General features: G+C 67.3%; 16 protein-coding genes. 5 read left to right on the top strand and 11 right to left on the bottom strand.

Annotation, left to right across the window (positions count from 1 at the left end; all coding sequences use genetic code 11):
* Positions 1–10 precede the first annotated feature (10 nt).
* Positions 11–673, bottom strand: a complete 663-nt coding sequence (locus sphst_RS17590) for a Fe2+-dependent dioxygenase (protein WP_031395651.1) — start codon at positions 671–673, stop codon at positions 11–13.
* Between the two features lie 92 nt (positions 674–765).
* Here sphst_RS17590 and sphst_RS20770 point away from each other — a divergent pair, with 92 nt between their 5' ends.
* Positions 766–1086 (top strand): hypothetical protein, encoded by a 321-nt coding sequence (locus tag sphst_RS20770; protein WP_159043697.1) that lies wholly within the window; start codon positions 766–768, stop codon positions 1084–1086.
* A 110-nt stretch (positions 1087–1196) separates the two neighbouring features.
* Here the strand turns inward: sphst_RS20770 and sphst_RS17580 are convergent, their stop codons facing one another.
* Together sphst_RS17580 and sphst_RS17575 are read right to left on the bottom strand one after the other, a co-directional pair.
* Complete coding sequence (locus tag sphst_RS17580; protein ID WP_107045903.1) at positions 1197–3293, bottom strand: alpha/beta hydrolase family protein; 2097 nt, start codon at positions 3291–3293, stop codon at positions 1197–1199.
* A 58-nt stretch (positions 3294–3351) separates the two neighbouring features.
* Positions 3352–4479 (bottom strand): lactonase family protein, encoded by a 1128-nt coding sequence (locus sphst_RS17575; protein WP_234387728.1) that lies wholly within the window; start codon positions 4477–4479, stop codon positions 3352–3354.
* 108 nt (positions 4480–4587) lie between these two features.
* On the opposite strand from sphst_RS17575, the gene sphst_RS17570 reads away from it, so the two are divergent.
* From sphst_RS17570 to sphst_RS17555, 4 genes are all read left to right on the top strand, one after another.
* Positions 4588–5994: an ABC1 kinase family protein gene (locus sphst_RS17570; RefSeq protein ID WP_107045901.1), complete on the top strand. Its 1407-nt coding sequence runs from the start codon at positions 4588–4590 to the stop codon at positions 5992–5994.
* A gap of 129 nt (positions 5995–6123) precedes the next feature.
* On the top strand, positions 6124–8484 hold the full coding sequence (locus sphst_RS17565; RefSeq protein ID WP_031392835.1) for an FdhF/YdeP family oxidoreductase: 2361 nt from the start codon (positions 6124–6126) through the stop codon (positions 8482–8484).
* On the top strand, positions 8481–9275 hold the full coding sequence (locus tag sphst_RS17560) for a formate/nitrite transporter family protein (protein WP_031392836.1): 795 nt from the start codon (positions 8481–8483) through the stop codon (positions 9273–9275). Before sphst_RS17565 ends, sphst_RS17560 begins: the two co-directional genes overlap by 4 nt.
* Positions 9276–9282: 7 nt before the next feature.
* Positions 9283–9534 carry a hypothetical protein gene (locus sphst_RS17555; RefSeq protein ID WP_031392837.1) on the top strand — a complete coding sequence of 84 codons (252 nt, stop codon included), beginning with the start codon at positions 9283–9285 and terminating at the stop codon, positions 9532–9534.
* A gap of 125 nt (positions 9535–9659) precedes the next feature.
* Here the strand turns inward: sphst_RS17555 and sphst_RS17550 are convergent, their stop codons facing one another.
* The 8 genes from sphst_RS17550 to sphst_RS17515 form a co-directional block, all read right to left on the bottom strand.
* Complete coding sequence (locus tag sphst_RS17550; RefSeq protein ID WP_031392838.1) at positions 9660–11726, bottom strand: catalase; 2067 nt, start codon at positions 11724–11726, stop codon at positions 9660–9662.
* Positions 11727–11830: 104 nt separating this feature from the next.
* Positions 11831–12094 carry a hypothetical protein gene (locus tag sphst_RS17545; RefSeq protein WP_156360406.1) on the bottom strand — a complete coding sequence of 88 codons (264 nt, stop codon included), beginning with the start codon at positions 12092–12094 and terminating at the stop codon, positions 11831–11833.
* Between the two features lie 98 nt (positions 12095–12192).
* A complete protein-coding gene (locus sphst_RS17540; RefSeq protein WP_107045949.1) occupies positions 12193–14109 on the bottom strand; it encodes an alpha-L-fucosidase in 1917 nt (638 codons plus the stop codon).
* A gap of 18 nt (positions 14110–14127) precedes the next feature.
* On the bottom strand, positions 14128–16425 hold the full coding sequence (locus sphst_RS17535; protein WP_031395751.1) for a GH92 family glycosyl hydrolase: 2298 nt from the start codon (positions 16423–16425) through the stop codon (positions 14128–14130).
* Positions 16422–17843, bottom strand: coding sequence for a glycoside hydrolase family 125 protein (locus sphst_RS17530; RefSeq protein ID WP_107045900.1), 1422 nt, complete (start codon positions 17841–17843; stop codon positions 16422–16424). Before sphst_RS17530 ends, sphst_RS17535 begins: the two co-directional genes overlap by 4 nt.
* The gene (locus sphst_RS17525) at positions 17840–20377 is read right to left on the bottom strand and encodes a glycoside hydrolase family 3 C-terminal domain-containing protein (protein WP_107045899.1); all 2538 of its coding nucleotides are present in this window, start codon (positions 20375–20377) and stop codon (positions 17840–17842) included. Before sphst_RS17525 ends, sphst_RS17530 begins: the two co-directional genes overlap by 4 nt.
* Positions 20374–22959 (bottom strand): beta-mannosidase, encoded by a 2586-nt coding sequence (locus sphst_RS17520; protein WP_107045898.1) that lies wholly within the window; start codon positions 22957–22959, stop codon positions 20374–20376. Before sphst_RS17520 ends, sphst_RS17525 begins: the two co-directional genes overlap by 4 nt.
* A complete protein-coding gene (locus sphst_RS17515) occupies positions 22959–25274 on the bottom strand; it encodes a beta-N-acetylhexosaminidase (protein WP_107045897.1) in 2316 nt (771 codons plus the stop codon). The genes sphst_RS17520 and sphst_RS17515 overlap by 1 nt, the downstream gene beginning before the upstream one ends.
* Positions 25275–25404: the final 130 nt, after the last annotated feature.

Raw genomic sequence — 25404 nt, 5'->3', positions numbered from 1 at the left:
GTCGCGCCGTTCAGTCCTCGGCCCAGCGCCGAAGCAGGTTGGATTGCGTCTTGGCGAGCAGGTCGAGTTCGGGCGTCTTGCCCAGCCGCTCGAACAGCGCGTGGCGGGCAGTTTCAAGATCGAACAGCAGTTCCCGCGCATCCGCGTCCCGAACGAGGCTCCGGACCCAGGTCACCGCGGCAAGCCGCTCGCCCGACACGACCGGCGCCACGCGGTGCAGCGAGGTCGTCGGATAGCAGACCGCCGAGCCTGCGGGCAGTTTGACGTCCTGTTCGCCGGCGGCGGATTCGATCACCAGTTCGCCGCCGTCATAATCCTCAGGCTCGCTGAGGAAGACCGTCACCGACACATCGGTCCGCATTCCGCCCATGATCGCATCGTCGACATGGCTGCCATAGGCCATGCCCGCATCATAGCGGCTGAAGAGCGGCGGGCGGACGACATGCGGCCGCGTCGCCATGCGGAACAGGGCATTGTCGAGCAGCCGGTCGACGACGAGGTCCTGCATCTCGGCGAGCAACGGGTCGCCGCGGTCGACCTGTTCGTTGCGTTTGACCGTGCGTGCCTCGCGCCCCGCCGTCCGTCGGCCGTCGACATAGCGGGTCTTGCCCATATTATCTCGCAGCCACTGGAGATTGTCCGCATCCAGGACGTTGGCAATCATGATCATCATGGGAAATCTCGCAAATCCGGCATGAAGCCGGGTGACGCGCCCCTAACAGGTCAGTGCCTTTCCGGCCAACGTGTCGGGACCAAGGAGATAGTATGCGTACGAAATTGTGGATGGGCGTCGGCGCCTTTGTGATCGCGCAATCGGGTCATGCCGTCATCGGCGATGCGGTCGCCAAGCCGTTGTCGCAGCCGGCTCAGCAGGTCGGTGAAGGTGAGGGCGAGGGCGAGGGCGAAGGCGAAGGTGAAGGACGGCGGGTCGTTCGGTCGGGCAAGGCTCGGCATGCGGTGACATCGCCGCGGCGCGCGCGCGCGGTGCAGCAGCAGCGTGGCCAGCGCGGCGAAGGCGAATATGAGGGCGGCGAGAACGAGCGCGGCGAGGGTGGCGAAAACGAGGGTGGCGAGGGCGAACGATGAACTGGCTACGCCCCTTGGCGTGACCAGCACTGCCGCACGGATCGGAATGATCCGTGCGGCAGTAACGAGACGGCACCATGGGCGTCGCCGCGGCGGTGACGAACGGACGGTCAGTCGGTGCGTGATCCGCTCGGCTTGGCGCGATAGCGATCGAACCAGGCGATGATCGCGGAGGCCTTTGCTGCGGATTGCGACGGCCGTGCGGTGAAGCCGCCATGGCTCGCCCCCGGCACCTTGACGAGCGCGGTCGGTACGCCGCGGATCTGCAACGCGGCGTAATATTGCTCGGATTCCGAAACGGGCGTGCGGTAATCGTCGCTGCCCACCACGACCAGGGTCGGCGTCTTGACGTCGCCGACCAGACTGAGCGGCGAGCGGTTCCAGTAGCTCATCGGATCCTCCCATGGCAGCTTGCTGAACCAGTAGCGCGACGTGAACAGCGTATTGTCCATCGTCAGCGCCTCGCTCGCCCAGTTGATCACCGGCTTCTGCGTCGCCGCGGCCTTGAACCGGTCGGTCTTGCCGACGATCCAGGCGGTCAACACGCCGCCGCCCGATCCGCCGGTGACGAACAGATTGTCGGCATCCGCGGTCCCATCCGCGATCGCCGCATCGACCGCGGCGATCAGGTCGCCATAATCGTCGGACGGGTATTTCTTGTCGATCAGATTGGCGAATTCGGCGCCATAGGAGGTCGAGCCGCGCGGATTGGTCCACAGCACCGCATAGCCCGCCGCGGCATAGAGCTGCATGTCGGTGGCAAACCCCGGGCCATAGGCGCTGTTCGGCCCACCATGGATTTCCAGGATCAGCGGTACGCGCTGGCCGGGCGTGCGATTGGCGGGCGTTGCGAGCCACGCGTCGATCGCGCGGCCATCGGGCGCGGTCACCGCGATCTTGCGGATCGGCGCGAGCGTCTTGGCGCCGGTCATCACCGCGTTGAGTTGCGTCAGCCGCCGTGACTTGCCACCGCTCGACACCCAGACATCGGCGGGAGCGCTGCCGTCGCCGCCGGTATAGGCGATCGTCCCGCCTCTCGCGACGGAGAACTCGCCCCCGGTATAGGGCCGGTCGAGCCCGCCGCCCGCGACATTGTCGACCAGCGGCGTCGTCCGGCCGTCGAGGCCGATGCGCGCGATCCGGCGTTGCCCGTGATCGTCATAGCTTGCGTAAAGGCTGCGCCCGTCGGCGGCCCACACAGCATCCTCGACCCCGCGATCGAGCGCGGCGGTCAGCGAGCGGGGACTGCCGGCGTTGCGGTCCCCGAGGTAGAGCTGGGTATTCTCGTAACTGCGCCGCTTGTCGTCGAAGCCGAGCCACGCGATCCGCGTGCCGTCGGGGGAGATCCTCGGCTGCGCATCGGGGCCGTCGCGGGTCGTCAGCGTCCGCATCGCGCCGCTCGTCGTGTCGACCGCGATGAGGTCTGAATTCATCACCTGCCGCTCGGCATCGGGCCCGCGGATCGCGGCGAACACGATCCCGCGGCCGTCGGGCGTCCATGACAGGGGGCCGCCGTCATCGAATGCGCCGAAGGTGAGCTGCTGCGGCGCACCGCCGTCGGCCGCGACGACGAACAGATGATCGCGGCCGGGCTTCACATAGCCGGGGCCATCGTTGCGATAATTGACGCGGTCGATCACCGTCAGCGGCTCGGCCCATTTTGCACCCTCGGGCTTGGGCGGTGCCTTGCCGAGCGTCGTCGCCTCGCCCGCGACGGTCGCGACATAAGCGAGCCGGGTCCCGTCGGGTGACCAGGCGAGCGCCTGCGGATCGCCGGGAAAGCCCGTCACCCGCGCGCTCGTGCCGGTCGCGATCCAGCGGACGAACAGTTGCGACTGCTCGCCGTCGCGCGCGGCATAGGCGACGCGCGTGCCGTCGGGGGACCAGCGCGGGTCGGACCCTTGCGCGGCGAACGGCGACTGGCGACCGGTCGCAACGTCGATCAGCCACAGCGACGACTGGACACGGTCGGTCATGACGTCGGCGGTGCGGCGGACATAGACGATCGTGCGTCCATCAGGGCTGATCTGCGGGTCCGCTGCGATCGACAGGCCGAACAGGTCGGCGCCGGTGAAGCGCCGCGTCGGGGCGTCGGCGGGGGCCGCAATCGGCTGCTGCTGCGCGACGGCGGGGGCAGCCGACAACAGGGCGAGAACGAGGGTGAGGCGCAAGCACGGCTCCTTTGACGATGATCGAGGTGCGATCATGCCCGATCCCCCGGCCCGTGCAAGGGCAGGGGCGGTGGCGTCACCGGTCGGGTGATCGTCAGCCAGTCGACGCGAGGAACACCGCCCCGGGGACGCGCAGGGTCTGATCGGTCGGCGCGAGACGGCCGTCCTTCCCCAGCGCCATGACCGCGATCGTGCCCGACCGCTCGTTCGCGACGAGCATCTGCCGCTGATCCTCGAGCAGAAGGAAGATGCGCGGCCAATGTCCGCCGGCGGCGATGTGCTGGACGAGGGTCGGCACTCCGTCGCGATCGAGCGCGAACACCGCGATGCTGTCAGCGCCGCGGTTCGAGACGTAGAGATGCCGCCCGGCGCGATCGATCGCGATGTGCGCGGCCTGGGACGACCCGACATGGTCGCCGGGCAGGGTGGACAGCTGCGTGCGGGTGGTGAAACGCCCGTCCGGCTGTGCATCGAGCATGGTCACGGTATTGGCGAGCTCGGCGACGACATAGGCGCGCGGCAGGCGGGGATGCCAGACGAGGTGGCGCGGTCCCGTTCCCGGCGGCGCGCGCCAGGCCGGGACCGGTGCGGCAAGGCTGCGCGCTCCCGGATCGAACCGATAGGCGAAGATCGTGTCGGCGCCGAGGTCGACCGAATGCAGCCAGTGCCGATCGGGGCTGAACCCGACCCAGTGCGCATGCGGCCCCTCCTGACGGCTCTTGTCGGGGCCGGTCCCCTCATGGCGGAAGATCGTCGGTTCGCCCGGCGCACCGGTCGCGGGATCGATGCGGTAGAAGCCGACACTGCCGCTCGAATAATTGGCGATGGCGAGGCAGCCGGACGCGTCGTCGAACGCGGCATGGCAGGGATCGGCGCCACCCGATGGCATCGTGCCGCGCGCTTTCCAGCCGGGCGCAAAGCCGGTCACCGATCCTTTCGCCTGCTCGCGCAGGACATACCAAAGCCCGGTGCGGGGTGCCCGCACCGCAAACGACGCGTCCTCGATCCCGGCGACCGGCGGCTCGACCTGCCAGCGATTGCGCGCGCGGTCATGCGACAGCGTGTACAGGCCCTTGCCGCCCTCGCGCGCATAGGTGCCGACCAGCACGCGGGCGTCGCGCGGCGATGGCGGCGCGGCGCGCAAACCGGCGGCGAGCGTCGCGGTCGCCATGCCGCAGAGCAATGTGCGGCGGGTGATGTTATTGAAAACAGGTGGCGTCATGGATGGCGGTCCGATGGTTGATCCTCCACCCCAGCTTACCATCTAAGAAGCGGTCTCGCGCAAGGGGCTCTCCAGACCGAGGATAGACCGACGAGCGAAGATCCTGTCATGCCCGGTACGGAGCCGGGCGCCGAGCAAAATCCAGACGCTGATAACGAGTCCGGCTTCGACGCGGGATCGCAATCGCGTGGCGGGCGGTCGATCCCGCGGGGCCGGCTGTCGCGGCTGGGCGTGTTCGGGCGGCTTGCCGGCGGCGTCGCGGGCGGGGTGGTCGCCGAGGGGGCCCGGCGGCTCGCGAGCGGCGAGCGTCCGCGCATGTCGGACCTGCTGCTGACCCCCGCCAACGCGGTGCGGGTCGCGGACCAGCTTTCGCATCTGCGCGGTGCGGCGATGAAGCTCGGCCAGATGGTGTCGATGGACGCGGGCGACATGCTGCCGCCCGAGCTGGCGACGATCCTCGCCAGGCTGCGCAACGATGCGCATCACATGCCGCCCGCGCAGCTCGACCGCGTGCTCACGGCCGAATGGGGGAAAGACTGGCGCCGCCGCTTCGCGCATTTTCAGGCGCATCCGGTCGCGGCCGCATCGATCGGCCAGGTGCACCGGGCACGGCTCCCCGACGGACGCGTGCTGGCGATCAAGGTGCAATATCCGGGCGTGAAGGACAGCATCGACGCGGATGTCGACAACGTCGCGACGCTGCTGCGCGTGTCGGGGCTGTTGCCCAAGGAACTCGACATCACGCGGCTCCTCGGCGACGCCAAACAGCAATTGCACGACGAGGCGGATTATATCCGCGAGGGCGAGATGCTGGAACGCTATCGCGCGCTGGTGGGCGACGATGCGGGGCTGCTGGTTCCGGAACTCGAGCCGACATTGTCGACGCCGCGCGTGCTGGCGATGGAGTATATCGACTGTGCGCCGATCGAGAGTCTCGAGACCGCACCCCAGGATATACGGGATACGGCCATGGAGCGGCTGATCAGGCTCACGCTGCACGAACTGCTCGACTGGCGGCTGATGCAGACTGATCCCAATTTCGCGAATTATCGCTGGCAGGCCGAGACGGGACGGATCGTCCTGCTCGACTTCGGGGCCGCGCGCGCGGTGCCGCAGGTCGTGGCGGACGGGTATCGCCGGCTGCTGGCCGCGGGGCTCGCCGGACAGCGCGACGCGGTCCGCGACGCCGCCGTGCAGGCGGGCTTTCTGGGCGAGGCCGCGGTCGTGGGGCATCGGCCGCAGATCGACCGCATGATCGACGTGATCCTGGCAGAGATGAACCAGACGGGGCCGTTCGACTTCGGCGATCGCAGCTTCGTCTCGGTGCTGCGGGACGAGGGAGCGGCGATCGCACGCGACCGGTCGACCTGGCATATCCCGTCGGCCGACATGCTGTTCGTGCAGCGGAAGATCAGCGGTACCGCGCTGCTCGCGGCACGGCTGAAGGCGCGCGTGGACGTGCGAGCAATGGTCGAACCTTATTGTGAGTCAAATGAAAGCCGTACTGACCTATAAAGGCGATCACCGGCTGCAATTTTCCTGTTTTGGCACTTATGCTGCGGCGCGGTATCGCGACTCCAAACGTTAAGGCTGCATGGACCCGGGCAATTTCCGCGGTGACACGCCCGATTTGGAGATTTGAGTATGCGTAACAAGCGTCCCGACGGGATTGTCGACTATACCGGCCCGGCCGGTGGCTGGGGTGCGCTCAAGGCGGTCGCGACGTCGCTGAAGGCCCAGCAGATCGTGGTGCGCGGCGGGCAGACGCTGCTCAAATCCAACCAGCCCGACGGGTTCGACTGTCCGAGCTGCGCCTGGCCGGATCCCAAGCATACCTCGTCGTTCGAATTCTGCGAAAATGGCGCCAAGGCGGTGGCATGGGAATCCACGGCCAAGCTGATCGGTGCCGACTTCTTCGCCAAGCACAGCGTCGCCGAGATCTGGAAGCAGAGCGATCACTGGATCGAGGATCAGGGTCGCGTCACCGAACCGCTGCGCTACAACGCCGCAACCGACCATTATGAGGTCGTGACCTGGGCGGAGGCGATGGCCGCGATCGGTGCGGGTCTGGCCGCGGTGCCGGATCCGAACCAGGCTGAATTCTATACCTCGGGCCGCTGCTCGAACGAGGCGGCGTTCCTTTATCAGCTGTTCGTGCGGCTGTACGGCACTAACAATTTCCCTGACTGTTCGAACATGTGCCACGAGGCGACGTCGGTCGGCCTCCCCAAGTCGATCGGGATCGGCAAGGGTACGGTCAGTCTCGAGGATTTCGACCATGCCGACCTGATCCTGTCGATCGGCCATAATCCGGGGACGAACCATCCGCGGATGATGGCGACGCTGCGCGAGGTGTCGCGCCGCGGTGGCAAGATCATCGTGTTCAATCCGCTCAAGGAGCGCTCGCTCGAACGCTTCGAATCGCCGCAGTCGGTGGTCGAGATGGCGACGATGTCGGCGACCCAGATCGCCAGCTCCTATCTGCAGGTGAAGGTCGGGGGCGACGCCGCGGCGTTGAAGGGTATCGCCAAGGCACTCGTGGCGCTCGACGAGGCGGCGCGCGTGAGCGGCGGCGAACCCACGCTCGACCATGCGTTCATCGCCGAACATACCGACGGGCTCGAGCCCTATATCGCCGATCTCGCGCGGACCGACTGGGCCGATATCGAACAGGCCAGTGGTTTGCGCCGGGCGGATCTCGAGGACGTCGCGCGGATCTATGCGTCGTCCAAGGCGACGATCGCCTGTTACGGCATGGGGATCACCCAGCACCGCACCGGTACCAGCAACGTCCAGCAGCTTGCGAACCTGTTGCTGCTGCGCGGCAATATGGGCCGCCCCGGCGCCGGGATCTGTCCTCTGCGCGGGCATAGCAACGTGCAGGGCGACCGGACGGTCGGCATCACCGAACGCCCGATGCCGCTGTTGCTCGATCAGATGAAGAAGGTCTTCAACTTCGAGCCGCCGCGCGAGCATGGTCATTCGGTGGTCGAAAGCATCGCCGCGATGCGCGACGGCAAGGCCAAGGCGATCGTCTGCCTGGGTGGCAACGTCGCCATCGCGTCGTCCGATCCGCAGGCGTGCGCCGAAGGGTTCCGCAATCTCGATCTGGCGGTGCACATCACCACCAAGCTCAACCGCACGATGCTGTTGATGGCGAAGGACACCTATATCCTGCCATGCCTGGGGCGGACCGAGCTCGACACGCAGGCCGGTGGCCCACAGTCAGTCACCGTCGAGGATTCGATGTCGATGGTCCACGCCTCGCGCGGCTTCCTGATGCCGCCCGGCGAGAATGTGAAGTCGGAGATCTGGATCGTCGGCGAGATCGCCAAGGCGACGCTCAAGGGCAAGGGCGATATCGACTGGGATGCCTATGTCGGCAATTACGACCTGATCCGCGACAAGATCGAGGCCGTGTTCCCTGATTTTGCCGATTACAACGGGCGGATCCGCAAGCCGGGCGGGTTCCACCTCCCCAACTCCGCCGCATTGCGGATCTGGAAGACGAGCAGCGGCAAGGCGAACTTCATCGTTGCCGAGGGGATCGAGGAAGACGAGACCGCGAACGCGCCGGACGTGCTGCGTCTGACGACGCTGCGGGCGCATGATCAGTACAACACGACCGTATACAGCCTCGACGACCGGTATCGCGGTGTCTTCGGCCGTCGCGACATCCTGTTCATGAACGAGCGTGACATGGCGCGGCTCGGCTATGCGGAGGGCGATGTTGTCGATGTCGCCACCGCGTTGCAATATGCGCATCCGGACCGCGTCGTGCAGAAGCTGACCCTGGTCCGCTATGCGCTGCCGGACGGGTGCATCGCGTCCTATTATCCCGAGACGCAGCCGCTGATCGCGCTCGAGGATCATGATCCGCAGAGCTTCACCCCGTCCTACAAGTCGGTGCCGGTGACGGTGCGGCGGGCCGGCGGGGATGTCGGTGCGGAGCGCGGCGTGGCGCGCGCGGGGGTCGTCGGCCAGAGCCAGGCCGCGATGGCATGAGCGCGGGATACGCGCCGACGATCGACACCTATGCGACGCTCGCGGCGGCCAAGGCCGCGGCGTGGCGTCGCTCACCTATCGGCTTCTTTGCGGGCGCGATCCTGGCGGGAACCTATATCGGGATCGCGATGATCCTGGCGATCAGCGCGGCGGCGGGGCTTCCTCCCGGCGTCCGGCCACTGGTGATGGGCGCGACGTTCGGGATCGGCCTGATCCTGACGGTATTCGCCGGCGCCGAGCTGTTCACCGGCTATGTCATGTATCTCGGCTTCGGCCTGGCGAAGCGGACCATCAGCTATGGTGAGGCGATCACGCTGGCGACTGTCGTCTGGCTCGGCAATCTGGTCGGTGGCGTCCTGCTATCGGCAATCTTCGCAATCGGCGGGGGCGGCGCCGTGTTCGCCAATGCCGACACGATGTTCAACGCCTATGTCCAGCACAAGGTCGAGGCGGACGGTATCGCGTTGTTCGCGCGGGCGATTCTGTGCAACTGGCTCGTCTGTCTCGCGATCTGGACGGCAGCGCGGATGAAGGGCGATGCAGCCAAGTGCATCGCGATGGCCTGGATCCTGCTCGCGTTCGTCGCCGCCGGTTTCGAACATTCGGTCGCGAACATGACCGCGCTCACGCTCGGCCTCATGGCGCCGCATCCGGTGATCGATCTGGCGGGCACGGTGCATAATCTCGTCGTTGTGACTGCGGGAAACACCGTCGGCGGGCTGGTCTTCGTCGTCTTCGGGTACATGCTCGCGGCCCGGACGGACGCCGCAACCGCGCCAGCGGCGGACTGACGCGCACTTGGCCCGGAAGCATTATCTCACCGCGACGCTGCCCGATGGCTATGTGAAGACGATCGGGCCCACGGCGACGGCGTTCACGCATTACTGGAGGATCGTCGCGGTGCTCGCCAACGGCAAGACCGAAGTGTTCTGGGGGCACAGCAAGTCATTGGCTGAGGCGAAAAAGAAGCGCGTCGCGGCCGAGGAGGCGTCGATCCAGCGCGGTTGGCGATCGCACGCGTTCGAGATCGCCGAACTCGTTCGCTCCTAGACCGTCCACGCGTACAGCTGGGCCAGACGCGAAACGGCCGCCCCGCACAAGATGTGCGGGGCGGCCGTTCTTCTGTTGGACGAATGAAACCACGCGCGAACGGCGTGGTCTCATTCTACCACCGATCAGGCGAGCGTGCGGACGCCGGGTTCACGATCCCAATAGCGCTTCGCACCCGCGGTCGCGATGTCGGCCAGCGCCACCACACCCGCATCGGGCTCTACGCCGGCCTTGTCGAGAAGCGGCTTGGCCGCATCGCTGGCGCCGATCGCCTTCAGATGACCGAACGCATCCATGACCCACTGGACCGCCGCGCCTTCCTTCAGGAGCATCTTGCACCCGTCGGCCGACAGGACGACCGCCACCGCGTCGAAGATCTGCGACGGGCTGCCCGCAAGCTGGCCCTGTGCCTTCTTCATGCTGCCATCGGCGAGCTTCGCGCCACCGACCTTGGGCGCGACCAGAACTGGCTTGCCGCCTGCACCCTCGACCGCCGCGACGACCGCGTCGATCTCCGCGCCATCCGACCCGTCGGCGATCAGGATCCCGACCTGACGGCCCTCGAGCGTCTCCTTCATGTTCTTCTGGATCGACAGTGCCGGGCTCGGTGGCATGTCGACCGGCGCACGGAACGCCGGATTGGCCGCCGGAAGGGGGATGCCGAGACCATCGGCAACGCGCGTCGCCAGTTCCTCGTTCACGTTGCGCAGATTGGCGACGGTGCGCTCCTGAACATGCGCGAGACCAACCTTCGACAGCTCGAAGGTGAACGCCGACGCGATATGCGCCTTCTCATTGTCGGTCGCCGACACCCAGAACAGCCGCGCCTGGCTGTAATGGTCACCGAACAGTTCGGCGCGCATCCGCAGCTTCTCGCCCTGCTCGTCCGCACCGGTCGGGTTGGTGGTTGTCACGAAGCCGTTCGGCGATTCGCGCGGGCCGCCGTCTTCGCCGACAACCGACAGGCTGTTCGGCTCGTAATTGGCACGACCCTTGGGCACCCTGGTCTGCATCATGCCGTCACGCTGGAAATTGCCAGCGGGGCTGCGCGGTGCGTTGACCGGGATCTGATGGAAGTTGGTCGTGCCGAGACGCGACTTCTGCGTGTCGAGATAGCTGAACAAACGGCCCTGAAGCAGCGGATCGTTCGAGAAATCGATACCGGGGACGATGTTGGTCGGCAGGAACGCGACCTGCTCGGTCTCTGCGAAGAAGTTGTCGACATTGCGGTCCAGCACCATCCGGCCGATGATCCGGACGGGAACGTCCTCCTCGGGGATCAGCTTGGTCGAATCGAGCACGTCATAAGGCTGCGCCTCGGCGAACGCTTTGTCGAACACCTGGATGCCGAGCTCCCATTCGGGGAAGTCGCCGGTGTCGATCGCTTCCCACAGGTCGCGACGATGATAGTCGTTGTCCGCGGCCTGGAGCTTGAGCGTCTCGTCCCAGATCGTCGACTGGAGACCGAGCTTGGGCTTCCAGTGGAACTTGACGAAGCTCGACTTGCCTTCCTCGTTCACGAGCTGGAACGTGTGGACGCCGAAGCCTTCCATCATCCGCAGCGAACGCGGCAGGGTGCGGTCAGACATCGCCCACATCTGCATGTGCGTCGATTCCGGGGTCAGCGACGCCCAGTCCCAGAAGGTGTCGTGCGCCGAACCCGCCTGCGGATAGGCACGATCGGCCTCCATCTTCACCGAATGGATCAGGTCGGGGAACTTGATCGCGTCCTGGATGAAGAACACCGGGATGTTGTTGCCAACGAGATCCCAATTGCCCTCGGTTGTGTAGAACTTGACCGCGAAGCCGCGCACGTCGCGCGGGGTGTCGACCGAGCCGGCGCCGCCGGCGACCGTCGAGAAGCGCGTGAAGAGTTCGGTCTTCGTACCCTTCTTGAACACCGCCGCCTTGGTCAGATCGGAGATATCGTCGGTCGCTTCGAAATAGCCGTGCGCACCCGTTCCGCGCGCGTGGACGATCCGCTCGGGGATACGCTCGTGATCGAAGTGGAAGATCTTCTCGCGCAGCACGAAATCCTCGAGCAGCGTGGGACCACGCGCGCCGGATTTCAGGCTGTTCTGGTTGTCGGACACGGGCACGCCGTGATTGGTGGTCAGGACGGGGACGTCGCCGCCTGCCTGCTGATGCGTCTCACCACCGTTGCCGGGGTTGCGCTGTTCGATGTCGCTCATTGCGGATCCTTGCTGTCGAGGACGAAGTTCGGGGGCTCAACGTGCGATCCACCAGACCGGGTCCATGCAGGCGGCAAGGAATCGGCCTGCTTCATGTTAGGGGATCAGGTCGTGGGCGACGGATGTTGCCCGGACCACGCCGAACCGAGTCCGTTTCCAGCAGGTGCCCGGAATCGCCGGAGTTTTTTCGCCGACCGCCAGAGCAGAAGCAGGCCGATCGCGAACAGGAACAGCGCACCGAACAGGAATGCGAGGTAGAAACCTGGTGCGAGCCAGGCCGATCGTATCACCGGCGCGACCTCGGCACCGTCCATGGCGGCCCCTGCGATTGTGGTCATCGGCACTGTACTGGTTTCGATCGCTGTCATGGCGTGTCCCCGGCCGAACCGGCGCCGTGGCGGCACCGCATCCGACCTGGGGTATGCGCGCGATTTATTGCACGCGTGGGACAGACCGTATCATTGCGTCACCCGCTGCGCGGCCGGAACGCGCCGATCCCGGCAATTGCGAGGCGACGGGCAGGAACCGCGGTCTCGGCAAAGCTGAGGCGGAGCAGACGGGCGGTGACCGGGCTCGCAAAGGCAATGCGCTGAGTCGCGAGCGCATAGGCGATGTTGGGCAGTTCGCCCTTGCCGGCCTCTTGCCAGTTGGTGCCGTCGGTGCTCGTCTCGATCCGGTAGCCCTTTGGCGGTGCGGTGTCTGCCATCACCGCGCGCGACGGCGTCAGGCTGAACCCGGCAAGCGTCTCGGTCGCGCCGAGGTTGATCGTCACCGAGGCGGGGGCGCCGGGTTTGGGGGCGGGCAGCGCCCAGCTCGTCGCGGTATCGTTGTCGAGCAGTGCCTGTGCGCCGGGGGCGGAGGCGGCGGCGATCGACCAGCGCGTCGTGGCGACGATGCTAGGGTCGGATGCGACGACGGTGGCGACCGCGGCGGGCGCGACCTGGCGGAAGAGCGCGATCTCGCGGATCGCGGGACAGGCGGGGGCCTCGAGGATTCGCAGACGCAGGCGGCGGGCCGTGACCGGTGCGGGCAGGCGGATGATCCGCTGCGCGCCGATGCAGGCGTGCTGCGCCAGTTCACGCCACCGGCCGTCCACTTCGGCATCGACCGCAAACCGCGTCACGCGCAGTCCGAGCGGGAGATATTCGCGCAGGCGGATAAGGTCGAAAGTTCGGCCGGGGGGAAGGTCGAGCACGAGACTGGGAGTCGTGATCCCGTCGGCGGTCGACCAATAGCTGTCGGCGCGACCGTCGAGAACGTTTGCCGGCGTGAAGCCGGGGCCGCGGCTCTGGCTGGCGGTCGCGACCGCACCCTGAGCGAGGTCGCGCGCGAAGGTGGCGGCCTGCGCGGTGCCGAACGACTTCAGCACGGCGACGTCGATATCGGCGAGGCGGCCGCGCCGGTCGGGTGGCAGGTTGAGGTTGAGGTTGGTGCCGCGACCGACCGACTCGTCGTACAGCTTTACCAGCCGCGCGGGCGTCTTGACCTTCGCATCCTCGTCGGCGTGATAGAACCAGCCCGGGCGGATCGAGACGTCGGTCTCGGCCGGCCACCAGAGCGGCGCACCCCGCACGCCCGAATTGCCCTCGCTCTGGACATAGGGATGGTTCGGCATGGTCGGCCAGCAGGGATCACCCGCGACCCCGTCCTCATTGCCGACCCAGCGCACGTCGGCGCCGAGCGGATCGAAGGTGCAGGCCATCGGCTGATGTTGATGGACCAGCGCGACGATCGACGGCCAGTTGTAGTATTTCGGCGCATCGATCTTCCGCGTGTCGCGCGCACCGCCATAATAGCCGTCGCCGCCATTGGCGCCGTCGAACCAGAATTCGAACAGCGTTCCATAGCGCGTACAGAGCTCAACCACCTGCTTGCGGAAATAGTCGACATAGGCCGGGCGGCCATATTCCGCGTGATTGCGATCCCAGGGCGAGAGGTACAGCCCGAAATCGAGCCCGGCCCGCCTGGTCGCGCGCTCCATCTCGCCGACGACATCGCCCTTGCCGTTCTTGTAGGGGCTGTTGCGGATGCAATGCTCGGTCAGCATCGTCGGCCACAGGCAGAAGCCGTCATGATGCTTGGCGGTCAGGATGATGCCGCGCATGCCGCCTGCCTTGGCCGCCGCGACGATCTGGTCGGGGTCGAAATCGGTCGGGTTAAAGAGCTTGGGATCCTCGTCGCCATAGCCCCATTCGCGATCGGTGAACGTGTTGATCGAGAAATGGACAAAGGCATATTGCTCGCGCGCATGCCAGGCGAGCTGGCGCTTCGACGGCGTCGCGCCCCAGGGGCGGGGTGCGGGCGTGCGGCTCGCGGCGAGCGCGGGTGTCGCGGTTGCGGCCAGGCCCGAGGCGAGCAGGAGGCGGCGGGAAACTTCGGTCATCATCGTCTCCATGGGAATTCAGGCGGCGGGGCGCCCGAACGAGGGGGGGCGGTCAGCGAGCTTCGCGCCGAACGCCGGATCGGGGGTGGCGGACATGGTGAAGCGCAGCGTACCGCCGGCGACGAGGTCGGCATGCGCGATCCAGCTTTTCGTCCAGGGCTTGCCGTTCCAGGTGACCGCGGTGACATAGGGCGTATCGATGCGGTTGCCCGGCGCCTCGATCACGACCTTGCGCTTGCCCCCGACCTTGAGTTCGGCGCGTGTAAAGAGCGGCGAGCCGAACACATAGACCGCAGCGACCGGATCGACCGGGTAGAGGCCGAGCGCTGACATCACGAACCAGGCGCTCATCTGGCCGCAATCGTCATTGCCGATGATCCCGTCGGGCGCGCGCTTGTACATCGTCGTCAGGATCTTGCGGACCAGCGCCTGCGTCTTCCAGGGCTGGCCGACATAAGCGTAGAGATAGGGCACGTGCTGATCGGGTTCGTTGCCGTGCGCATATTGGCCGATCAGCCCCGATATGTCGGGCGGCGCGTCCCTGGGCAGCGTCGAGGGCGCGGCAAACAGCGCGTCGAGGCGCGCGGCGAACTTCGCATCGCCACCGAAATGCGCGATCTGTCCGTAGAGGTCATGCTGGTTGAGGAAGGTCGTCTGCCAGCCATTGGCTTCGGTGTAGTCGTGGTAGCGCTTGATGTGGCCGAGCTGGATCGGGTCATAGGGCGTCAGCCAGCTGCCATCGGCGAGCTTGGGCCGCGCAAGGCCGATCGCCGGGTTGAGCACGTTGCGATAGTTCCGGCTGCGTTCGCGCAGGCGGGCGGCGTCGTCGGTCGCCCCGGCCTTCGCGGCGAGGGCGGCCATCGCCCAGTCGTCATAGGCATATTCCTGCGTCCGGCTGACCGACTCGTCGACCTGATCGGCGGGCAGATAGCCCCGCGCGATATAGGTGCCGCGCGCGCGGCTGTTGACGAGGTCGGGCGCCTTGGCGTCGAACGCGCGCGTGCGGATCGCGGGCCAGGCGGCTGCATAGTCCGCGTCGATGCCCTTGGCCGAGGCCTCCGCCATGATCGCGACCGAATGCCAGCCGATCATCGTGCCGGTCTCGACCCCCTGGAGCGGCCAGCAAGGCGGGCCATAGGCGCTTTGCTGCGTCTGGCGGACCAGGTCGCGGACGAGCGACCGCGCGCGATCGGGCGCGACCAGCGTCAGTAGCGGGTGGAGCGTCCGGTAGGTGTCCCAGGTCGAATAGGTGCTGTAGGCCTGTTCGCCCTTGGGCACGCTGTGGACCAGCCGGTCGAGCCCGACATAGCGGTCGTCGACATCCGAAAACAGCGTCGGCGCGAGCATCGCATGATAGAGCGCAGTCGCCATGACGACGCGCTGGTCGTCGCTGCCACCGTCGATCTTCACGGTCTTGAGGGCGTCGGCCCAGTCGCCGATCGCCTGACGCCGCGCCGCATCGAAGTCGCGTGAGGCCGAGGCGGCGAGGTTGGTCCGTGCGCCCGCCATGTCGACCGCGGAGACCGCGGTCCGCACGACGATCGGGGCGGAGCCCGCATCGTCGTAGTGCAATACCGCGCGCACGCGGTCGGCGGTCGCGATCGCGCCGTTGACGACTTGGTCGCCCGCATGGAGCGTGATCCGGTCCGGCTTGCGCGAGACCTGCATCGCGAAGTGGATGCGGCGCCCCTTGGCCCAGCGGAAGGTGCGGCGGCTGCCGATCAGGATGCCGTCCGATTCGAGCTCGATCCGGCTGTCGTCGATCAGCGGGCCTTCGCCCGGGCGGCTGTCGCGGTAATTGCCGAGGTCGATCAGGAGATGCCCGGGGCCGGCGGGAAAGCGGTGCCGCTGCCAGCCGACGCGCGCTTCGGCGGTGAGTTCGGAGCGAACGCCGTTGCCGAGCGTGCAGGCATAATAACCGGGCTCGGCACTCTCCTGTGCATAGGTCTGGCGATAGCCTTCGCCGGGCTTGTCGGGTGCGCCGGGGCGCAGCTTGACCGGGCCGCGGGCAGGCACGACGAGCACGTCCATCATGTCGGCGATGCCGGTGCCCGTCAGATGCGTGTGCGAAAAGCCCATGATCGACGGATCACCGTGATGATAGCCCGAGCAGTTCGCCCAGTTCTCCGTATCCGTGTCGGGACTGACCTGGACCATGCCGAACGGCACGGTCGCGCCGGGATAGGTATGGCCGTCGCCGCCGGTCCCGATCCACAGATCGGGCACCGCGCGCGACCGGCCGGCAAAGGCCGGCATCGCGCCGGTCAGCGCCAGCGCACCGGTCGAGCCGAGCAACGCGCGTCGCGTGAGCCTCATAACGGCGCCGCCAGCAGCGCGGGGCGGGTATCGGCAAGATGGACGAGCAGTTCCCCGAACAGTCCGTTCGTCCAGGCGAACCAGCTGCGCGTGAACTTGGTGGGATCGTCCTTGTCGAACGCCTCGTGCATGAAGCCGGTGTCGGCATCGGTGTCGCGCAGCATCCTGAGGCAGGTGCGGACGGTCGCATCGTCGGCACCGGCAAGCGCGCGGATGATCAGCGACATCGGCCAGATCTGGCCGAGCCCGACATGCGGGCCGCCGATCCCCTCGGCCTTGGTGCCCTTGAAGAAATAGGGATTGGCGTCGCTCCATGCCGCGTCGGAGGTGCGGCGCCACAGCGGGTCGGTGGCGGGAACGCAGCCCATATAGGCGAGCGCGGACAGCGACGGTACGTTGGCGTCGTCCATGAAGACCGCGTTGCCGAACCCGTCGACCTCATAGGCCCAGACTTCGCGGCCGTCGCGCAGCCGCATCTTGCCATGCGCGTTGAGCGCGGTCTCGACCTCGGCCGCGAGCGCGGTGGCATCGGCGGCGAGCGCGGTATCGTTGCGCGCCTCCTTCGCGACGACGGCCAGTTCGCGCAGCGTCGTCACCGCGAAGTGATTGGCCGGGATCAGATAGGGATAGAGGCAGGCATCGTCGGACGGACGAAAGCCGCACTGGATCAGGCCGTTCGGCTTGGCGGGATTGCCCCAGCCCTCGAGCGCCATCGTCTCGGTATTGCGGTTCGAGGCGCGCAGGAAGCTATAGGGTCCGCGGCCATCCTTGCGCTGCTGCTCGCGATAGGTGCGCAGGCTGGCGCGTGCTGCCTCCGCCCAGGTCGCGTCGAACGGGGTCGCGTCGCGCGTCGCCTGCCAATAGCCATAAGCGAGACGCATCGGGTAGCAGAGTGAGTCGATCTCCCATTTGCGCTCGGCAACACCCGGTTTCATCTCGGTCTGGTCGTGCAACGCCCAGCTCAGCTCGGTCTTCCCGGCGGGATCCTCGAGAAATGCGTTGGCATAGGGATCGAGCAGGATCGACCGCGACTGGCGGGCGATCAACCCGCGGAACACGGTGCGCAGCGCGGGATCGTTGCGGACGAGGTGGAGATAGGGGCGGAGCTGCGCCGAGCTGTCGCGTAGCCACAGGCAGGGAATGTCGCCGGTGATGACGAAGGCATCGGGCGCGCCCGCGATTGTCGACATCCGCACGGTCGTGTCGAGCGTGTTGGGATAGCAGTTGCCGAACATCCAGCGCAGCTTCGGATCGGCGATCCGGGCCGAGACGCGGGCGATCTCGCGTTCCACCGCCCGGCTCTTGAACAGACGGTCGGCGACGGCGGGGCGCTTGGAGGGCAGGTTCGGGCGGGCGGCAAAGGCAGGGGTGCCGACGAGCGCGAGCCCGCCGGCGATCAACGAACGGCGATCGATCATTTGGGCAGCCCCACCGCTGCGCCGGTGATCGTCAGGTCGGTCCATTGCCCCTCGCCGTCGCCGGGCTGGCCGCCGCCGACATAGAGGCGATAGGCGCCGGGCTGGATCGTCCGCGTGCCGTCGCGCGCGACGCTGCTCATCGAGCGGGGATCGAGCGCGAACGAGACGGTGCGCGACTGGCCGGGTTTGAGCGCGACGCGGTCGAAGCCGACGAGCTGGCGCTGGAGCACCGCGGTGGTCGCTCCGCCGCCGGTGGTCGCGGTCGGGACGAGATAGGCCTGAACGACCTCTTCGCCCGCGCGCGCGCCGGTGTTCGAGACCTTCGCCGCGAGCGTGAGAGGCTGGCCGGCCGCGACGGTGAGGCTGGGTTTTGCCGCGGCATAGCCGAAACTGGTATAGCTCAGCCCGTGGCCGAAGCCCCAGAGCGGCTTGCCGGTGAAGTAGCGATAGGTGCGCTCCTTCATCGTATAGTCGATGAAGGCGGGCAGGTCGCTGGCGGACTTGTAGACGGTGACGGGGAGGCGACCCGAAGGGTTGTTGAGCCCCGCGAGCGTCTCGGCGATCGCGGTGCCGCCGGCCTGGCCCGGATACCAGGCGGTCAGGATCGCGTCGGCGAGCGACGGATCGACCGTCACCGCGCTGCCGCTGGTCAGGACGAGGATGACGGGTTTGCCGGTCGCGCGCAGTGCTTTGAGCAGCGCCTGTTGCGCGAGCGGAAGCCCGATGTCGGTGCGGTCGCCGCCGACGAAGCCGGGTACGCTGACCGACAGCGCCTCGCCCTCGAGATCGGGCGACAGGCCCATCACCGCGACGACGACGTCTGAAGCGTTCGCGGCGGCGACAGCGGCGGCGAGCATCGGCGCGGCGGGCGGCGTCCAGAGCAGGCGGATACCCTCGTCGTCGCTGCGGTGATCGAGTTCGAGGCGGAAGACGGCGGGTTTGCCGTCGCTGGAGACCGGGATCTCGACGCGGCCCTTCTTGATCTCGCCGGCGGTGAGCTGGCGGTCGCCGATCCAGAGGCGTGCAACGTCATGGACCGAACAGTCTTTCCAGCACGCCGGGACGTCGATCACCAGCGTATAGTCACCCGCGGCGGGCGGGGTGAAGACACCCGACCAGCGGACGCCAAAGCTGCGGCCAAGCCCGGGCGCCGGACTGACGCGGTTGAGGTCCGCATCGATGCGGCGTTCGGTCCGCGTCAGCACCGGCGTGCCGCTGGTCGTCCCGGTACCTGCGAAATACTCCGCCTTCAGACCCTGTGGGAAGACGGTTTCGGGCACCACCACCGGCGCGCCGTCGGCGAGCACCGAGCCCTGTGCATAGCGGACATTGGTGGCGCCGAACTGCTTGCGGATACCGTCGAGCGGGGTGACCGGGGCGACGGCGGTGCCGTGGTAATTGCCCTGAAGAACGCCGATATCGTCAGCATTGGTGCCGATCACCGCGATCCGGCTGCCCGATTTGAGCGGCAGGCGGCTGGCATCGTTCTTGAGCACCACGATCGACTTGCGCGCCGCCTCGAGCGCGAGCGCACGGTGCGCGGGGGTGTCGACCTGATCGGTGCCGATCTTGCTCCACGGGCTGTCGGCGCCGAACGCGATGCCCAGCGCGCGGCGGGCGCGGAAGGCGCGCGTCAGCGCGGTGTCGACCTCGGCCTCGCTCACCAGGCCCTGGCGAACTGCGGCGGGGAGGCCGGCATAGGCGGTGCCGCAATTGAGATCGGTGCCGCCCCTGATTGCCGCTGCCGCTGCGCCGGGTGTGTCGAGCCGGTAGTGGTGATAGGTGCTTATATTGCCGACCGCGTCGCAATCCGAGACGGTGAAGCCGGTAAAGCCCCAGTCGCGCCGCAGCCGGTCGACCATCAGCGGCGACGACGCGCAGGCCGGAACGCCGTGGATCGAGTTGTACGCGCACATCAGCGAGAGCGCCTTGCCCTCGGTCACCGCCTGGCGGAAGGCGGGCAGGTAGGTAGCTTCCAGATCCTGCGGGCTGGGGTCGACGTCGAAACTGTCGCGCCCGGCCTCGGGGCCGCTGTGCACCGCGAAATGCTTCGGCGTGGCGACGACCTTGGGGTGGAGCGGGTCGGGGCCCTGGAGGCCGCCGATGAAGGCGACGCCGAGCCGCCCGGTCAGATACGGGTCCTCGCCATAGGTTTCCTGCCCGCGCCCCCAGCGCGGATCGCGGAAGATGTTGATGTTGGGCGACCAGATCGTCAGCCCCTCATAGATGCGGCGATCGGCATTGGCGGGCTTTGCATTGAAGCGCGCGCGTGCTTCGGTCGCGACGACGTCGCCGATCTTGCGGACGAGTGCCGGATCCCAGGTCGCGGCCATGCCGATCGCCTGCGGGAACACGGTCGCATGACCGTTGCGCGCGAGACCGTGCAGCCCCTCGTTCCACCAGTCATAGGCGGGCAGGCCGAGCTTCGCATCGGCGGGCGCGGTGCTCTGCAGCTGTGCGGCCTTTTCTTCCATCGACATGGTGGCGACCGCGGTGGCGACGGGATCGGCGGAGGCGAGCAGGAGCCAGATCATCGGGCAAGGGTCCTCAAGGTGAGCGCTTTGCGCAGTGTGGCAGGCGACGCGTCCGACGCAACGGCGACGGTCCGCGTCTCGCCCGGCAGAAGATCGAACCCGTCATCGGCGGGCTGCGCCGCCACGTCGCCGAAATCGAGCATGACCGCGCGGGCAAAGCGGCTGGCGGTGATCGTTGCGGTCGAGCCCGACCAGGTGACGCTCAGGCCCGGATCGGGATAGGCCATGTCCTTGGGCAGCGCGCGTTCGATGATCGCACGGCTGGCGACCGTGTCGCCGACGATCAGTTCGGCGACCGCATAGCTGGCCCCCGGCGCGGCACTGCCGAAAAGCGTCGCGTCGGGGAGCGTCGCGGCGAGCGTCGACGAGAGCGGCGGCAGCGTCGCGGGTGTGGTGGTATCGTTCAGCACGGTGCCCGCCATGTCCATTGCGCGCACCCGCCAGCGCGCGGCGATCGGCGTGGTCGCGTCGGAGATCAGCGAGATCCGCGTCGCGCCATCCTTGTGCTCCGCGGCGATTGCCTGGGGTGCGAAGAAGCGCCGCGCGGCATAGTTGAGCAACTTCCACTGGCCGTCATGATCGATGCTCGCCCAGCTGATCGAGGGCCAGACGTCGTTCAGCTGCCAGTAGAGCGAACCCATCGTCACCGGGCGGCAAGCACGGTGATGCAGCGCGGCGATGCGGATCGCCTCAGCCTGGTTGACCTGCGTCAGATAGACGAGATCGGCGAAATCCTTCGCCGGGCGCAGGCGATCGCGCAGATACATCAGCAGCCGCTCATTGCCCTCGCCGGCGAGGAACTTCTGATGGGCCTTCATCACCGGGGTGTCGGCGGCAAGCGGGTCCTTGCCCGCGAAGGCGCGGATCGTCGCGAGGTCCGGCATCGCCTGGAAGCCATATTCGGACATGAAGCGCGGGCAGCTGTCGAGATAGCGCTCGACCGGTTTCGATCCGGACCAGACATCCCAGAAATGGCGATCGCCATTCTTGTCGGTGTCGGTCGGGCCCTCATAATCGGTCGAGGGGGACCCCGGCCAATAAGGCGTGCCGGGCGAATATTTCGTCACCGCCTGGCGCAGCACGCGGTCGAACAGCACGGCCATGCCCGCGCCGATCCGCTCCTGCTCGTCCGCGCCGACCGCCTTCTTGAACGCCTTGCGATCGGACCAGTTCTCCCAGCCCGACAGCACTTCGTTGCCGCCGGCCCAGATCACGACCGAGGGATGCGAGCCGATCCGGGCGACCTGCTGCTCGGCCTCGATCCGGACATTCTCGCGGAACGCGGCATCGGGCGGCGTGACGCTGCCGCCGAACATGAAGTCCTGCCACACCATCAGCCCCATGCGGTCGGCCAAGTCGTAGAACGCGTCGTCGAGATAATAGCCGCCGCCCCAGACGCGGATCATGTTCATGTTGGCGTCCGCCGCACCCTTCAGGATCGTCTGCATATAGGCGGGGGTGACGCGCGACGGGAACATGTCGAACGGGATGAGGTTCGCGCCCTTGGCGAAGATCGGCGTGCCGTTGACCTTGAAGCCGAAGCTGCCGTCCTTGCGGATCAGTTCGACCGTGCGCAGGCCGATCCGCCGCGTGACGCTGTCCTCTGCGGTCGCTTGCGCGCCGGCGAGCGAGGCGGTGACGGTATAGAGCGGCTGCGCGCCATAGCCGATCGGCTGCCAGCGCTGCGGCGCGGCGATCGTCAGCGGGAGCGAAACGCTGTTGCTCCCGGCGGCGAGCGTGACGCTGCGGTCGACCGTGACGGTCTTGCCGTCGGGCCCTGTGACTACGGCGCGCACGGTCGTGCGACCGGGCGTGTCGGCGACGATGTCGAGCTTCGCCGCGATCCGCGCCTCGGCGTCGCTCAGATCCTCCTGCTCGACCCGGAACGTCTCGATCCGCGCCTCGTCCCAGATTTCGAGACGGACCGGACGCCAGATGCCGATATTGACGATCCGGGGACCCCAGTCCCAGCTGTAATGATATTTGGGTTTGCGAATATAAGGCGAGGTCTGCTTGCCCTTGGGCTCGTCGCCGAACGCGCTGTCATATTCGCCGGGAAGCGGATGCTTCTCGGCGAGCACCATCGGCTGGAGTGTGCGGATCGGCGAGGCGATCGTCACCAGAACCTCGTTGCGGCCAGCCTTCAACGCCGATTTCGCGTCCACCCGCCAGCGACGGTGCGCGTTGTCGGTCTTCAGCAGCGTCGTGCCGTTGACGGTGACGGTCGCAAAGGTGTCGAGACCGTCGAATACGAGATCGAGATGGTCGCGCGCGAGCATCGCCGGCGTGACGTCGAGCACGCGGCGGAACTGCCACCGGGTCAGCCCGGCCCACTGGATCGCCGCCTCGTTCATGCCCTTGTAGGGATCGGGGACGCGGCGCGCGGAGATCAGGTCCTGCTGGACCGATCCCGGCACGGTGGCCGCGAGCCATTTCGCCTCGCGCTTGTGCGCGGCGACCGCGCTCGTGTCGGTCGGATCGATCCGGACCTGCCAGTCGCGGTCGAGCGTGACCACCGTCTTCGGGGCCGAGATCGCGGGCGAGGCGAGTGCGAGGAGAGGGAGTAGGAACCAGCGACGCATCAGCGTGTCTCCGTGAGTTGCATCCGCTCGACCGCATAATAGGGATCGGACGTTGGGGAGGTGAATTGCAGGCAAATGTCGCGGTCGCCGGTCAGCGCGGGCAGGCGGCCCTTGACGCTGAACCGGGTGGCGGCAGTTGCCGGATCGGGGAGCGGGAAGGTGCCGGCGACGACGGGCTTGGCACCCGCCACTGTGCAGCCGACGAGCACGATCAACTCGCCGTGCGGGGTGACGTTATAGTGCCGGCGCAGCTTGGTATCTTCATGCGCGAGCGCATAATGACGCGGCAGTCGTGCGATATCGATCGTGAAGCCCTTGGCGATATCCATCGGCGCGGCGGGATAGGCGGTGCACAGGTCGAACAGGTCGATATTGTAGACCGGTGCATTTGCCTGCGCCTCGGGCGTCAGCGGCACGCGTAGCGCGAGCGATCCCTTGGGACAGGCGACCATGTCGGAGGCAGTGCGCGTCAGCAGTGCCTGACGGCCGGTATCGAACAGGCGTGGCTCGGCGATCTGCTGGCCGGCGGCGTCAAACGCGGCGGCGCGGATTTTGACCCCGGCTTTGATCGACAGCGGCGCCGTATAGGCGGGCGACCGCGGGCCGGGGGCCTTGCCGTCGAGTGTGTAGCGGATCGTGCCATAGGGCGCCTGCGTCGCCAGCGAGACCTTGGCGTTTTTGGTGCGCAACGCATCGCCGCGTGTGCCGGCGAGCGTATAGCCGACTGCGAACGCGCTGTCCGCGACCTGCATGCCGGAGGTGCGCCAGCGGCCGATCTGCGGCTGGACCCGCTCAAGGAAACTGCCGAAGTCGCGCTTGTCCTTGCCCGACCAGGTGATCTCGGCGAGCGCGGCGGCGCGTGGGAAGATCAGATGCTGCATCTGATAGGGCGTGACGATATATTCGCTCCACAGATTGCCCTGTGCACCGAGCACGTGATGCGCCTTGTCGGCGGGGATCCCCGCGGGCATCGGCTCATAGTTGTACACGGTCTCGAGCGACTGGATGTCGATCCGCCCCGGCGGTTCGTCGTTGCGATCGCTTTGCAGGCTGTTGAGGTAGAGCGTCGGTGCAGGCGAAAGGACGACGTCGTGGTTCTGGTTCGCGGCCTCGACCGCGCCCTTCTCGCCACGCCACGACATCACCGATGCGGAGGCGGGGAGGCCGCCTTCGAGGATTTCGTCCCAGCCGATCAGGCGGCGGCCCTTGCTGGCAAGATATTCGCCGAACTGGTCGATCATCCAGCTCTGCAGCCCGTTCTCGTCCTTGATCCCGAGCTTTACCATCTGCGCCTGGACTTCGGGACTGCGTTCCCACTGATCCTTGACCGCCTCGTCGCCGCCGAGATGGACATAGGTGCCGGGGAAGACCGCCATGATCTCGTCGAGCACCGTCTTGACGAAGGCGATGCCCTTGGGGCCGGGATTGAAGAGATAGGGGTTCACGCCCCAGTCGCTGCTGACCTTCGGCGTGTCGCCAAGGACGCCGAGGTCGGGATACGCGGCGACGAGCGCCTGGGCGTGGCCGGGCAGGTCGATCTCGGGGACGATGACGATGCCGCGCTCGGTTGCATAGGCGACGAGCTTGCGCAGCTCGTCCTGCGTGTAGAAGCCGCCGACCTCCGTGCCAGGCGCCTCGCCGGTCGAGGGGGACGTCCGGACGCTGCCGATCGCGGTCAGCCGGGGATAGGCCTTGACCTCGAACCGCCAGCCCTGATCGTCGGTGAGGTGGAGATGGAGCGTGTTGAGCTTCACCGACGCCATCTGGTCGACGATCGCATAGAGCGAGGGCAGCGACTGGAAATGCCGTGCGGTGTCGATCATCAGCCCGCGCCAACCGAAGCGGGGGGCATCGTCGATCGTGACCGCTGGGATCCGGACGGGCTGGCCGAAGGCGCGATCGGGGCTGATCAGCTGCGCCAGCGTCATCGCGCCATAGACGAGCCCGGCATCGCCCGACGCCGCGATCCGCACGCCGGACGCATCGACCGTCAGACGATAGGCTTCCGCGCCCTTGATCGCCGCGTCGCGATCGATGCGGATCACGCCGCGCGCGCCGGTTGCCAGCGTCAGGCCGCGTTCGGTCTTCACATGGGCGAGGAGCAGACGGGCGGCGGCGGTGGTGCCGGCATCGCCGGGATCGGCGGACACCGTGCTGCCCGCCGCGATCGTCACGGCGCCGGTCCCGCGCGTCATCGCTGCGGGTTGCGGGACGAGCGGCAGGCGGTCCTGCGCATCGGCCACGCCGGTGGTGCCGAGCATCATGCCGGTCGCGATGAGCGCGCATCCGAAACGGGGGGGTGCGTTTGACCGCATGATTTCTGCTCCCGGTAACCGGCTCCTCACGGCCGCTGGTCGGGGAATGTAACCAATATAGGTCCAGACACAAGCCGTTGATTGGGCGGCGTCCCGAAAGCAGGTCCCGAGTCGCCGCAAAGTTTGCCAG

Source organism: Sphingomonas sp. STIS6.2 (assembly GCF_000732685.2).
Lineage (GTDB): Bacteria > Pseudomonadota > Alphaproteobacteria > Sphingomonadales > Sphingomonadaceae > Sphingomonas > Sphingomonas aerolata.
The sequence above is the reverse complement of the archived record's forward strand: the minus strand, read 5'-3'. Positions and strand labels throughout refer to the sequence as shown.